This window comes from Sphingopyxis sp. GW821-FHT12C06, from assembly GCF_058807415.1.
Genome location: NZ_JBXAQR010000004.1, coordinates 279,339 through 291,937, shown reverse-complemented (window position 1 = coordinate 291,937; position 12,599 = coordinate 279,339). Strand labels below are relative to the sequence as shown.

Sequence of the window (12,599 nt, the reverse complement as noted above, 5' to 3'; positions counted from 1 at the left end):
GGCTCTCCCATGCCAGGCTTTTCCCTTGCTTCTGCAAATCTCTCGCATTAGCGGCCGCTCCGGACAGGAGTTAAGAATGATTCGCAAATTCGTCGCCGCCGCACTGGTTACTACCGCGCTGTCCTCCCCCGCCTTTGCGCAGGACACAGCGCCCGTCGACGAAGGCGCGAACGGCGAGGCGACGATCGTCGTCACTGCGGCGCGCACCATCTTGCCGCCCAACGCGCTGCCGCTGACGATCGACATCATCGACAAGGACACGCTCGATCAGCAGATCGCGATGTCGGGGTCAGTCACCGACGCGGTCGCAAACCTGACCCCCAGCTTCTCGCCGACGCGCCAGAAACTGTCGGGCTCGGGCGAAACGCTGCGCGGCCGCTCGCCGCTCTATGCAATCAACGGCATCCCGCAATCGACCCCGATGCGCGACGGCAGCCGTGACGGCTTCACTATCGACGGCTTTTTCGTCGACCGTGTCGAACTGATCTACGGCTCGAACGCGCTGCAGGGCATCGGCGGCACCGGCGGGATCGTCAATCAGGTCACGGTTGGCGCGCCGAAAGACGAAGGCATCGGTGGCCGCGTGCTGCTGCAAGGCACCGCGGACAATGATTTCTCCAAAGCCGGAATGGGCGGAAAGATTGCCGGTCTTGTCCAGTATAAGGCGGGCCGCTTCGACGCGACCGTGGGCGCTGCGTATGACATTCGCGGCGTCTTTTCCGATGCCAAGGGGCGCCCGATCGGGCTCAACCTGACGCAGGGAGAGACGCAGGATAGCAAAACCCTCTCACTGTTCGCGCGCCTTGGATATGAATTGTCATCGACAGCACGGCTCGACCTGATCGCCAGCCGTTTCGAACTGAAGGGCGATGGCGACTATGTCGCGGTCGCCGGCAACCGGCTGACCGGTCTGCCTACAAGTGCCAAGCGCGGCACCCCGCCGGGCGAATCGGCCGCGAGCCGCACCGAAAGCATCGCGCTGTCGCTGACCGATACCGACCTTGGCGGCGGCAATTTCGTCGGCCAGATATTCTTCAACCGCAGCCGCGACACCTTCGGCGGCGAAATCCTGACGCAAGCAACCTTTCAGGATCCCAAGCTGGCCCCTGTCGGCACCTTGTTCGACCAGTCGCAGAATCGCAGCCGCAAGCTCGGCGCCAAATTCAGCTATGAACGCGCGGTGCCCGGATTTGAGGATCTGACCATGACGATCGGCTTTGACGCGCTCGTCGACAAGACCGAGCAGGCGCTGATCGCGACCGGCCGCGTCTGGGTACCGTCAAGCGATTTCCGCAGCCTCGCGCCCTTCGGTCAGGCCAATCTCAAACTGTTCGACGGCATTGTCCGCGTCGCCGGCGGCGTGCGCTGGGAAAATGTCCAGATCAAGATCGACGATTTCCATACGCTCGCGTCGACCACCTTTGTCGCCTGCCCCAACCCGCCGGCCGTGCAGCCGGTGCCCTGCGGCGTGGCGAGCTATGGCGGCGTCGATGTCGGGGGCGGCAAGCCCAAGTTCGACGATCTGCTGATCAACGGCGGCGTGATCGTCGAGCCTTGGGCCGGCATCCGCGCCTATGCGAGCTATGCCGAGGGCTTCACCGTCCCCGACATCGGCCGTATCACCCGCGCGGTGAAGGATCCCGGCATCGACATCGACAATTTCCTCGATATCTCCCCCGTCGTGTCGAACAACCGCGAGATCGGATTTGAAGTCAAGCGCGGCCCCGTCGATGCCAGCGCCGCCTATTTCTGGTCGTCGAGCGACAAGGGCCAGTTGCTGGTGACGGGCGCCGACCGCAATTTCGACGTTCAGCGCCTGCGCGTTGAAATTCAGGGGCTCGAAGTCAATCTGGGCGTCCAGACGCCGATCGACGGGCTCAAGCTCAATATCGGCTATGCCCATCTCAACGGCCGGTTCGACAGCGATGTTGTGCCCGACGGCAAGGTCGACAGCGATCTCGACGGCGTCAACATCTCGCCCGACCGGCTCAACCTTGCGGCGAGCTATGCCAGCGGCCCCTTTTCGGCGCGCGTGCAGACACAGGTCTATTTCAAGCGCCGCTTCGACGGCAAGGCGCGTGCCGCCGACGATGCCGCGGGTCGGCCCAACCTGCTCGGCGACAATGATTTCGGCGGCTATACGCTGACCGACGCCTATGCCCGCTACCAGACCGGCATCGGCGGCATCAGCCTGTCGGTCCAGAATCTGTTCAACAAGCAATATATCGACTATTCGAGCGACACCCGCCTGCCGAAGGATCCGCTGTCCTTCTTCGCGGGGCGCGGGCGCACCTTCACCCTCGGCTGGGATTACAGGTTCTAGGGATGAAAACGCTCGACACGCTCCATCGCTGGATCGGCGGCCTGATCGGCCTCATCCTCGCGCTGCTCGGCCTGTCGGGCGCGATCCTTGTTCACAAGGAAGAATGGATCGGCCTGCCCCACGCGGCCGATCCATTGCGCAGCGACCTCAGCGTGATCACCGCGACGACCGAGAGACTGATGGCATTGCCCGGCGATCCGCAGGGCATCATCTACGCAAGCCCGCGCCTCGGGCTGCACCAGCTGCGCTTCGACGAGGGCGCGGGTCTTTATGCCAGCCAGTCGGGCGAGGTGGTTTCGCGCTGGGCGAGCCAGTGGGAGCGCCCCGAAATCTGGCTGTTCGATTTCCACCACCATCTGTTCACCGGCGATTTCGGCGAATGGGTGTCAGGGATCGCGGGCCTCTGCGCACTCTTCTTCATCATCTCGGGCGCGATCCTGTGGTGGCGCACGCGGCGGACCTTCAAACTCCGCCTGTGGCCCAAGCGAATGAGCCGCCCCGCAATCGTCATGCAGCACCGCGACCTCGGCATCGTCGTCGCGCCGCTATTGCTGCTGTCGGTCGTCACCGGGACGATGATGCTCTTCCGCCCCTTCGCCGCGATCATCGTCGCGCCCTTCGGCTCGGTTGCCGAAACGGCAAAGGCGCTCGAGCCACCCAAATACAAGGGCGGCCCGCTCGCCGTAAAACCCGATTATCGCGCGATGCTCACCGAGGCGCGACAGCGCTTCCCCGGCGCCGAATTCCGCATCCTCAGCCTGCCGCGCAAGCCCGGCGACCCGATCATGCTGCGCATGAAGCAACAGGCCGAGTGGCTCCCCAACGGCCGCTCGACGCTCTGGTTCGACGCCGCGACGGGCAAATTGCTCGGTTCCCGCGACGCGCTCGCGATGGCACCGGGGGCGCAAGCGTTCAACATCGCCTATCCGCTCCATGCCGGAAAGGTCGGCGGGCTGTCCTATCGCCTGCTGCTCACCGTGTCGGGGCTTGCGATGGCGCTACTCGGCAGCCTCACCGTCTGGACCTTCTGGTTCCGCCGGCCGAAGCCCGTGAAGCGGCCGGTTAAGAAAGCGGCGCTGGCCACAAACTAACCACCATCGTCACCCCGGACTTGATCCGGGGTCCAGCTACCCTTTGCCCTGCCACACAAGAAGCGGGATGCCGGATCAAGTCCGGCATGACGAAGGAATAGAGTCCCGGCCGCATCCACGGCGCTTTCCTATTTTGCCGGGCAACCTATATCCTGCCCCACCCATGACCCGCGCCCGCGTCCTCCTCTTGACCGCCGCCCTCGGCCCGCTCGACTATCGCGTCCCCCGCGAAAGCGAAGCCCCGCTCGGCAGCGTCGTCGTCGCGCCGCTCGGCCCGCGGCGGCTCGGCGGCGTGGTGTGGGAGGATGAAAGCTTCGGCGCCCCCGAACCCGTCGGCGACAACCGCCTGCGCAATCTTTACGAAATCGTCGCGGTGCCACCGATTCAGGCGCCGCTCCGCCGCCTCATCGAATGGACGAGCGACTATTATCTCGCCGCGCCCGGCTCGGTGCTGCGCATGGTCCTCCCCGGGGTCGCCTTTGCCGACGCGCGCCGCCCGATCGTCGAATATCGCGCCACCGGCGAGGTTCCCGCAAGGATGACGCCGCAACGCACCGTGGCGCTCGAGGCAATTGGCGAGCGCCAAGGCATGGTGCGCGAGCTCGCCGCGCTCGCCGAGGTGAGCGAGGCGGTGATTCGCGGCCTCGTCCAGACCGGCGCGCTCGAAGCCATCTCGGTCTCCGCCGACGCGCCCTACCCCGAACCCGATCCCGCCTTCGCCCCGCCCGACCTCTCCGATGAACAGACCGCCGCCGCCGCGCAGCTCAAAGCCGCGGTCGCCGCCGAGAAATTCGAGACGCTGCTGCTCGACGGCGTCACCGGATCGGGCAAGACCGAAGTCTATATGGAGGCGATCGCTGCGGCGCTCGACGCGGGCAAGCAGGCGCTGGTGTTGCTCCCCGAAATCGCGCTCACCGAACCGATGCTCACGCGCTTCGCCGCGCGCTTCGGCTGCGAGCCTGTGGGCTGGCACAGTGGCCTCCGCTCGGCCGAACGCCGCCGCGCGTGGCACGCGATTGCCAGCGGCGACGCCCGCATCGTCATCGGCGCCCGCTCGGCGCTCTTCCTCCCTTATGCCCGGCTCGGTGTGATCGTCGTCGATGAAGCGCATGAGACGAGCTTCAAGCAGGAGGATGGCGTCCATTATCACGCGCGCGATGTCGCGGTGATGCGCGGCCATTTCGAGGGGCTACCGGTCGTCCTCGCCAGCGCGACGCCCGCACTCGAAAGCCTCGCACAGGTCGAATCGGGGCGTTATCGCCACATCCAGCTACCCGCGCGCTTCGGCGGCGCAACCCTGCCGGACCTCGCGGCGATCGACATGCGGGTCAACCCGCCCGATCGTGGCCGCTGGCTCGCCCCGCCGCTCGTCGACGCGCTCGCCGACCGGCTGACCAAGGGCGAGCAGAGCCTGCTCTTCCTCAACCGCCGCGGCTTCGCGCCGCTGACGCTGTGCCGCACCTGCGGCCACCGTATCCAGTGCCCGAACTGTACCGCATGGATGGTCGAGCACCGCCTCGTCCACCGCCTCGCCTGCCATCATTGCGGCCATGTCATGCCGCCGCCACGGCTCTGCCCCGAATGTAAGGATGAGGACAGCCTCGTCGCCTGCGGCCCCGGGGTCGAGCGCGTCGCCGACGAAGTCACCCTGCGCTTCCCCGAGGCGCGCGTCGCGATCGTCACCTCCGACACGCTCTGGTCGCCTGCGAAAGCCGCCGAATTCGTCGACAATGTCGAGGGCGGGCTGGTCGACATCATCATCGGGACGCAGCTCGTCACCAAAGGCTATCATTTCCCCAACCTCACCCTCGTCGGGGTGGTCGACGCCGACCTCGGCCTCGACGGCGGCGACCTGCGCGCATCCGAACGCACCTTCCAGCAGATCGCGCAGGTCGCGGGGCGCGCGGGGCGCGGGGTCAAGCCCGGCGAGGTGCTGATCCAGACCCGCGTCCCCGACGCGCCCGTCATGGCGGCGCTCGTCGCCAACGACCGTGACGGTTTCTATTCGGCCGAGGCCGCAGCGCGCAAACATGCCGGGGCACCGCCCTATGGCCGCTTCGCCGCGCTCGTCATCTCGTCCGAAGATATCGAGGTCGCGCGGGGCGTCGCCAAGCGATTGGGCGACAAGGCGCCGGTCGCCGAGGGTCTCGCCGTCTATGGCCCCGCCCCCGCCCCGCTCGCGATGCTCCGCGGCCGCCACCGCTTCCGTCTGCTGCTCCACGCCCCGCGCAGCTTCGACCTGCAGGGTACGATTCGCGACTGGGTCGGCCAGATCGACTGGCCTTCGAAAGCGCGGCTCGCGATCGACATCGATCCTTACAGCTTCGTCTGACCCTCAATAATCGGGTTCGGCCCCACCGAAGACCTGCCGCGCCTGTGCGGTCAGCCACCCCATCGCGGCGGCCCACGACTGATGGCCATGGCTGATCCGTGCGACGCCGAGGGCTGCAAGTTCCTTGTGGGTCGGGCCGCCCTTGCCGCGCAAGATATTCACCGGCAGCGGTGATCTCTCGCAGATCGCGCCGATGCATTCGGGGTCGAGCAGGAAGGGCACGAACAGCGACCCAGCCCCCGCATCGGCATAGACGCGCGCGCGTTCGAGCGTCGCCGCGACCAGCGCGTCGCCATCCTTCGCCGCATCGGCGCCGCGAAACACATCGCAGCGCGCGTTGACGAAAATGCCGGTATCAGCCGCAGCGCGATAGCGCGCGCCGGCCTCGGCGACCGGCAGCAGCTCGTCGGCTCCGGGCAGCCGGTCCTCCATGTTGATCCCCGCTGCGCCCGCATCTTTCGCCCGGCCGACCGACACGCCGACCGCCACCGGATCGGCGCCATAACCCGATTCCATATCGATCGTGACCGGCAGGTCGGTGACCGACAATATGCGTGCGAGATTTTCGAACACATCCTCGAGCGGGAAATCCTCGCCATCGGCGCGGCCCTGCGCGCCCGCGACGCCATAACTGCCGGTCGCGATCGCCTTCGCGCCCGCCGTGGCAACGGCCTTGGCGCTCCCCGCATCCCAGATATTGACGAGGATCAGCGGGTCGCCGGGGACGTGCAGAGCGCGGAAGGCGGCAATTTTGTCAGTCATGCGGAAACTCCATCTTCTCAGTTCGGGGATCGGTTCGTCAAAAATCGTCGAGGCGCGGCTGGCCGGGAGCGCCCTCGCGGCGCAGCAGTTCGTCCTTGATCGGCAGACCATAGGCATAGCCGCCCAGGGATCCATCGCTGCGCACGACACGGTGGCACGGGATCAACACCGCGACATTGTTCGCGCCATTGGCGCTCCCCGCCGCGCGAACCGCCTTGGGCTTGCCGACCGCCGCGGCAATGTCGGAATAGCTGCGCGTTTCGCCCGCAGGAATTTTGCGCAGCTCGCGCCACACCGCTTCCTGAAAGGCGGTGCCTTTCACGTCGATCGGGATATGATCGAAACCGCCCGTCGGCGCTTCGACCGCCTCGACGACCTGCCCGAGCAACGCCGTGAACGCATCGCCGCCCTCAACCAGTTCGGCCGCCGGAAAGCGTTCTTCGAGCGCCTCGCGCCCTTCGGCGAAGCTCAGCCGGCACACGCCCTTTGTCGTCGCGGCGACCAGCATCTCGCCCAGGCTGGTCGGCACGACCGCCCAGTGGATCGTCGCCCCCTTGCCGCCATTGACCCACGCCGAAGCCGTCATTCCCATCCGTCCCTCCATATTCTCATAGAAACGCGACGGCCCCGAAAAGCCCGCGTCATAAATCGCGTCGGTTACCCGATTGCCATCGCTCAAGGCCTGCCGCGCGCGTTCCTCGCGCAGCGCGCGGGCATAGGCGGCGGGCGACAGCCCGGTGTGACGCGTGAAGACACGCTGGAAATGCGTCGGCGAATAGCCGGTGCGCTTCGCGAGATCGGCGAGCGCGAGGGGTTCCTCGCTCTGCTTGATCGCCTTGATCGCCGCGAGCACCGCGCCTTCGTCGCGCGCAACATCATCGGGCAGGCAGCGCTTGCACGGCCGCAGCCCGGTCGCGCACGCCGCCGCGCCATCGGCGAAGAAGCGGACATTGTCGCGGTGCGGATGGCGTGCGGCGCAGCTCGGCCGGCAATAAATGCCCGTTGTCAGCACTCCGGTCACGAAGCGCCCGTCGAGCGCGCGGTCGCGGCGCAGCACCGCCGCCCAGCGCGCGTCGTCGTTCATCAGGTCGCTGCTCATGCCGCATCCCTTTCGATCCGCGCCGCGAAACAGCCATAGGCGGCGTTATGGGCATCGATATAGTGGGTGGCGTCGTCGGCGAACAGGTCACGGATCGCGCTATCGGCCTCGCCCGGTCCCGCAAGCCGCGCAGTTTGCAGCATCCCGCCTTGGTCAAAAGCCCGCAGTGCGAACGATCGGCCTTCGAACACCGGCGGCAGTTCGTCGCGCCAGGTCGCCGCGGCCACACCCGGCCGCACATAAATCGCATAGGCGCTGCGATAGGGCGTCGCGACATCATGGCTGGTGTGATGGAGCAGGATCAGTTCCTCACCCATGCGCGCATCCTCGAGGCTGATGCGGCAGGGAAAGCCGCGGTCGGAGGTCGCGGTGACGCGCCGCGCGTTGCGGTCGGCAAGTTCGGCGTCGTCCATCGCGAACATGGGCTTGAAGGGATCGGGGCTGAGCCCGTGGATCAAATAGGTCATTGGATCTTCCTTTCTTTCGGCGTTGGACGTGCAATGCCACGGTGCGATCCGGACCGCGTCCCGATGCTTGCGTTCAAAGTGGCAACCCCTTAGTGTGTTGCTGTATTATATCATTGACTCACCAACGCCCCTCCGCCATTCTGCCGCGCATACCGGAGGGTTGGCCATGGCATCCATCGACGCAGCAATCGCACCCGCAAGAACCGCGCGCCGAACCGACTGGCTGGGGCGCTCCGCAACCTTCTGCTATCTCGCGATCGCGGCCGGGCAGCTGCTCTTCATCGCCTTCATCCTGCTGTTCTATTACCCCCCGACGCTGACCGGAAATTTCGCCGCGTGGAACGACAAGCCGCTAATCACCGGCTTCGTCGCAGGCGATACTGCGGGCAATCTCTTCTTCGCGGCGCATGTGCTGATGGCCGCCATCATCACCTTCGGCGGGCTGGTGCAGTTGCTTCCCGTCATCCGCAATCGCTGGCCCGCGCTGCATCGCTGGAACGGCCGGCTCTATTTGCTCTGCGCGCTCGCGCTCGCACTCGGCGGGCTCTGGATGACATGGGGGCGCGGAACGTGGCTCGCGCTGGGCGGCGCGATTGGCATCACGCTCGATGCACTGCTGATCATGGGTTTCGGCGCTATGGCATTTGGTGCGGCCCGCGCGCGGCGCTTCGTCGATCATCGCCGCTGGGCGATCCGGCTGTTCGCGGTCGCCAGCGCGGTCTGGTTCATGCGCGTCGGCTATATGGCCTGGGGCCTCGCGACCGGCGGCGCGGGGATCGGCGAGGCGATGGACGGTCCGTTCGACCTGTTTCTCGCTTTCGCCAATTCGCTGCTCCCGCTCGCGGTCGCCGAAATCTATCTGCGCACGGGAGCGCGGGGAACACCCGCGGCGAGGAACGGCGTCGCAGCGCTTCTCGTCCTCAGCGGCCTCGTCATCCTCGCCGGCAGCGCCGGGGCGTGGATGGTGATGTGGGGCCCCTATATCTAGCGCGGCTTGCCTTCGCGCGGCGCGAGTCTAGGGTGCCCCCCATGACCCGCATCCTCCTCTTCCTCGCCGCCCTCTTCACCCTCGCCCAGCCGGCACGCGCTGCCGACGATATCAGCGCGGTGTCGCGCAGCGTCGTTCGCGTCGTCACCGTCGCGATGGTCGATGGCGAGGTGGTAGGCTTCGGCCATGGCAGCGGGATCGCGATTTCGCCGACGCGGATCGTCACCAACGCGCATGTCGTCGAATCGGCGGTCAAATATCCCGGCAATGTCGCGCTGGGAGTCGTCCCGTCGGAAGGTCAGAAAAGCTTTGCGGCCAAGCTGATCGCGATTGACGTCGCGCGCGACCTCGCGCTGATCGAGATCAGCGGCGCGCGGCTTCCCGCAGCGACCGTCTATACCGGCCCGCTCGAATCGGGCACTGACGTCGTCGCGCTCGGATATCCGGGCAATGTCGATCTTGCGACCGCGCGCAGCGCCAACGACTATATCACCCCGCGCAGCCCGGTGCGCAGCGAGGGCAATTTGTCGAACACGCAAGCCGTCGACGGCGTCGCAATGCTCGTCCACACCGCGAAAATCTCGCGCGGCAATTCGGGCGGCCCGCTCGTCGACCAATGCGGCCGCATCGTCGGCATCAACTCGGCGATCACCCGCGCCGACGACGGCGATTCGCCCTTCGCCTTCGCCATTTCGACGCGCGAGCTCGCGCGCTTCCTCGCCGACGCCGGGCAGGAATATGCCAGCATCGGCACCGCATGCCTGTCGCTGGCGGAAGCCGACGCGCGCGACCGCGCCGTGCTCGACGCCGCCGCGCGCGCCGAGGCCGAGGCCAATAATGCCAAGGCGGCGGCGACCAGGCTCGACCATGAACTCAAGCAGGCGCGCGCCGCGAAAGAAGCGCTCGCCGCGCGCGAAAATCGCATCGCCCTCGCCGGCGTGCTGTTCGTCATCGGCGCGCTCGCTGCAGGCGCGGGCCTGCTCTTCTACAGCCAGAAGAATATCCGCAATGCGAAGATCGCGGGCGGCGCGGGGACGGTGCTGATGCTCGCCGCCGCGATCCTCTTCATCACCCGCCCCGATGTCCTCGCCGCGACGACCGACGAGCCCGCGGCGCCCGGCACCGCCACGGCGCCGAAACTCGCCGAGGGCCGCTTCCTCTGCACCATCCGCCCCGACCGCAGCCGGATCACCGTGTCGGCGACCACCGACGTTCCGGTGACGATCAGCGGCGGCGGCTGCGTCAACGACCGCACCCAATATGCGCAGGGGTCCGACGGCCGCTGGCAACGCATCCTCGTGCCCAATGACGAAGCCACCGTCACCATCGCCTCGATCGACCAGGCGGCCGAGGAATATCGCGTCGACCGCTATCTGCTCGACGCCGACACGATGACGAAGGCGCGCGAAATTCGCGCCGGCGTGACGCTGAAAAGCTGCACCGCCAATGCGGACGAACTCGCCGGGCTGGCAACCCAGCAGGACGCGATCCGCAGCGCGCTTCCCGCGGCGCCGAACGAGCGGCTGGTCTATCGCTGCCAGCCGATAGCGAAGGGCGCGGCTAGCGCAGGCCCAGCGACTCGCTGATGCGCGCAGCCGCTTCGCCGGGGTTCATCGCCCCGGTATCAATGGTGATCGCGGCCGGCAGCGGGGGATAGGCAAAGGCCCCCCGCGCTTCGAGCTCGCGAAGCAACGCCACCGAGGATAATTTGCCGCTCGCCTGCCGCGCCGCCGCCTCGATTCGCGCCTCGACCAGTCCGGGCGCACAGGCCAGCGCGACGAAATCGACTCGCCCGCCCGCTTCCTCGACAGCGGCGACAGCACGGTCGGGAAAATCGGGGGCGACACTCGCCTCGGGGTGAAAGGTGAAGACCAGCGAGCGACCCTCGGACGCCGCCGCCCGAAACACGTCGAGCCACATCGCCTCGCGCAGCGCGACGAACGCCGGGCTACCGAACGGGAACACCGCCAGCAGCGCATCGACGACCAGATGATTGTGGAACAGCGACAGGCCGGTCAGGCCGGTGAGTTCGCGCGCGACGGTCAGCTTCCCGCTCGCCGCGGGGCCGTGAATGAAGACCAGCCTCATCCCCCGCACGCCTTGAACAGCATCAGCGTGCGTTCGCGGGCGAGCGATTCGCTCGGTTCGTGATAATCCTTGCGCCGGTCGCTGTTGAAACCATGCCCCGCTTCATAGACGAAAATCTGCGCCGTCGGGTGGTCGCGGGCAATCAGCGCCTCGACGCCCTCCATCGGGATGCCGCCGTCGAATCGCCCGAAATGGGCGATCGCCGCGCATTGCGGCGCCTGATCGGCGAACTGCGTCGGCACCAGACTGCCATAATAGGATGACGCCGCCGCCAGATCGGGGCTGATCTGCGCCATCCGCCACGCGACCGATCCACCATAGCAATAGCCGGTGATGAACACCGGCCCTTTCGCCTTCAGCGCGTCGATGCACGTCTGCGCATCCTTCAGACTCTGCTCGAACGGATGCAGCTCGCGCGCCAGCTGCACCGCGCGCTCGAACTGCGGCCCCGAATAATCGCTTTCGAATCCGGGATGCTCGCGGTCGAACAATGCGGGCGACAGCACTTCATAACCGTCAGCGGCATATTCGTCGCACAGCTCGCGAATGTGGCCGGTGACCCCGAAAATCTCCTGCACCAGCACCAGCCCGCCACGGCGCTCGCCGTCGGGTCGGGCGTGATAGACCGCGACCTCGGCGCCGTCGTTCATCATCATCCGGATCATCTCGCCCATCGCTCACCCTCTGTCGTTTGCGTTCACATTTTTTGCCCGGACCGTCCCTATCGTACGAAGACCCAAAAGCAATCGCCGCCCCGCCTTGCATTGCAGCAAAATCGTTGCTAGGCGCGCCGCGACTTCGCTGCGGGGGATATTTCCGAATATCCGCATAAACCCGCGCGGCCCATCCCCCTCGGGATCGTAGCAAAAGGACTTTCACGCGTGGAGAATTCCGGCGGCATTCAGGGCAACATCACGGCGGGCCTCGCGGGCCGTTATGCGGTCGCTTTGTTCGATCTGGCTCGCGAATCGAACGCGATCGACGCGGCGGCCAAAAGCCTCGCGACGCTCCGTGCCGGTCTCGCCGAATCGGCTGATCTTTCGGCGCTGGTCGCCAGCCCGGTCGTCAGCCGCGGCGACGCCGCAAACGCCATCGGCGCCGTCGCCAAGGCGATGAAGCTCGATTCGCTGACCGCGAAATTCCTCGGCGTCCTCGCCGAGAATCGCCGCCTCGCCGATCTGCCCAGGATGATCGACGCATTCGATGCGATCGTGGCAGACCATCGCGGCGAAGTGACCGCCAAGGTCACCAGCGCGCATCCGCTTTCGGCCGCCCAGCTCAAAGAGCTGACGGCCAACCTCAAGACCCGTGTCGGCCGCGATGTCAGCATCGCCACGACCGTCGACCCCGCCATCCTCGGCGGCCTCGTCGTCCAGCTGGGCAGCCAGCTGATCGACGGCAGCATCCGTACCCGTCTCAATAGCTTCGCACAGGCGATGAAAGGCTAAA

The 12,599-nt window shown here is 66.6% G+C and carries 11 protein-coding genes; 6 read left to right on the top strand and 5 right to left on the bottom strand.

What is annotated here, in order from left to right; all coding sequences use genetic code 11:
- Window positions 1-76 precede the first annotated feature (76 nt).
- The 3 genes from AC1RRJ_RS13635 (at window position 77) to AC1RRJ_RS13625 (ending at window position 5,746) form a co-directional block, all read left to right on the top strand.
- Window positions 77-2,323 (top strand): TonB-dependent receptor, encoded by a 2,247-nt coding sequence (locus AC1RRJ_RS13635; protein ID WP_493123568.1) that lies wholly within the window; start codon window positions 77-79, stop codon window positions 2,321-2,323.
- A gap of 2 nt (window positions 2,324-2,325) precedes the next feature.
- Window positions 2,326-3,414 (top strand): PepSY-associated TM helix domain-containing protein, encoded by a 1,089-nt coding sequence (locus AC1RRJ_RS13630; RefSeq protein WP_493123566.1) that lies wholly within the window; start codon window positions 2,326-2,328, stop codon window positions 3,412-3,414.
- A 163-nt stretch (window positions 3,415-3,577) separates the two neighbouring features.
- Entirely contained in the window at window positions 3,578-5,746 is a 2,169-nt protein-coding gene (locus AC1RRJ_RS13625; protein WP_493123564.1) for a primosomal protein N', read from the top strand.
- Window positions 5,747-5,749: 3 nt separating this feature from the next.
- Here AC1RRJ_RS13625 and AC1RRJ_RS13620 read toward each other — a convergent pair whose 3' ends face one another.
- From AC1RRJ_RS13620 to AC1RRJ_RS13610, 3 genes are read right to left on the bottom strand one after another with little or no spacing between them, the layout of a single operon-like run.
- Complete coding sequence (locus AC1RRJ_RS13620; RefSeq protein WP_493123562.1) at window positions 5,750-6,508, bottom strand: isocitrate lyase/PEP mutase family protein; 759 nt, start codon at window positions 6,506-6,508, stop codon at window positions 5,750-5,752.
- A 37-nt stretch (window positions 6,509-6,545) separates the two neighbouring features.
- Complete coding sequence (ada, locus tag AC1RRJ_RS13615; RefSeq protein WP_493123561.1) at window positions 6,546-7,607, bottom strand: bifunctional DNA-binding transcriptional regulator/O6-methylguanine-DNA methyltransferase Ada; 1,062 nt, start codon at window positions 7,605-7,607, stop codon at window positions 6,546-6,548.
- Complete coding sequence (locus AC1RRJ_RS13610; protein WP_493123560.1) at window positions 7,604-8,074, bottom strand: DUF1203 domain-containing protein; 471 nt, start codon at window positions 8,072-8,074, stop codon at window positions 7,604-7,606. The genes ada and AC1RRJ_RS13610 overlap by 4 nt, the downstream gene beginning before the upstream one ends.
- Window positions 8,075-8,240: 166 nt before the next feature.
- On the opposite strand from AC1RRJ_RS13610, the gene AC1RRJ_RS13605 reads away from it, so the two are divergent.
- Both AC1RRJ_RS13605 and AC1RRJ_RS13600 read left to right on the top strand, forming a co-directional pair.
- Window positions 8,241-9,062: a DUF2306 domain-containing protein gene (locus AC1RRJ_RS13605; RefSeq protein ID WP_493123558.1), complete on the top strand. Its 822-nt coding sequence runs from the start codon at window positions 8,241-8,243 to the stop codon at window positions 9,060-9,062.
- A 41-nt stretch (window positions 9,063-9,103) separates the two neighbouring features.
- The gene (locus AC1RRJ_RS13600; RefSeq protein WP_493123556.1) at window positions 9,104-10,648 is read left to right on the top strand and encodes a S1C family serine protease; all 1,545 of its coding nucleotides are present in this window, start codon (window positions 9,104-9,106) and stop codon (window positions 10,646-10,648) included.
- Here AC1RRJ_RS13600 and AC1RRJ_RS13595 read toward each other — a convergent pair.
- Together AC1RRJ_RS13595 and AC1RRJ_RS13590 are read right to left on the bottom strand one after the other, a co-directional pair.
- Complete coding sequence (locus AC1RRJ_RS13595) at window positions 10,623-11,150, bottom strand: P-loop nucleotide/nucleoside kinase family protein (RefSeq protein ID WP_493123554.1); 528 nt, start codon at window positions 11,148-11,150, stop codon at window positions 10,623-10,625. The two genes, AC1RRJ_RS13600 and AC1RRJ_RS13595, sit on opposite strands and share 26 nt — an antisense overlap.
- Window positions 11,147-11,824: a dienelactone hydrolase family protein gene (locus tag AC1RRJ_RS13590; RefSeq protein ID WP_493123552.1), complete on the bottom strand. Its 678-nt coding sequence runs from the start codon at window positions 11,822-11,824 to the stop codon at window positions 11,147-11,149. Before AC1RRJ_RS13590 ends, AC1RRJ_RS13595 begins: the two co-directional genes overlap by 4 nt.
- Window positions 11,825-12,031: 207 nt before the next feature.
- Between AC1RRJ_RS13590 and AC1RRJ_RS13585 the strand changes: the two genes are divergently transcribed.
- Window positions 12,032-12,598: a F0F1 ATP synthase subunit delta gene (locus tag AC1RRJ_RS13585; protein ID WP_493123550.1), complete on the top strand. Its 567-nt coding sequence runs from the start codon at window positions 12,032-12,034 to the stop codon at window positions 12,596-12,598.
- Window position 12,599 lies beyond the last annotated feature (1 nt).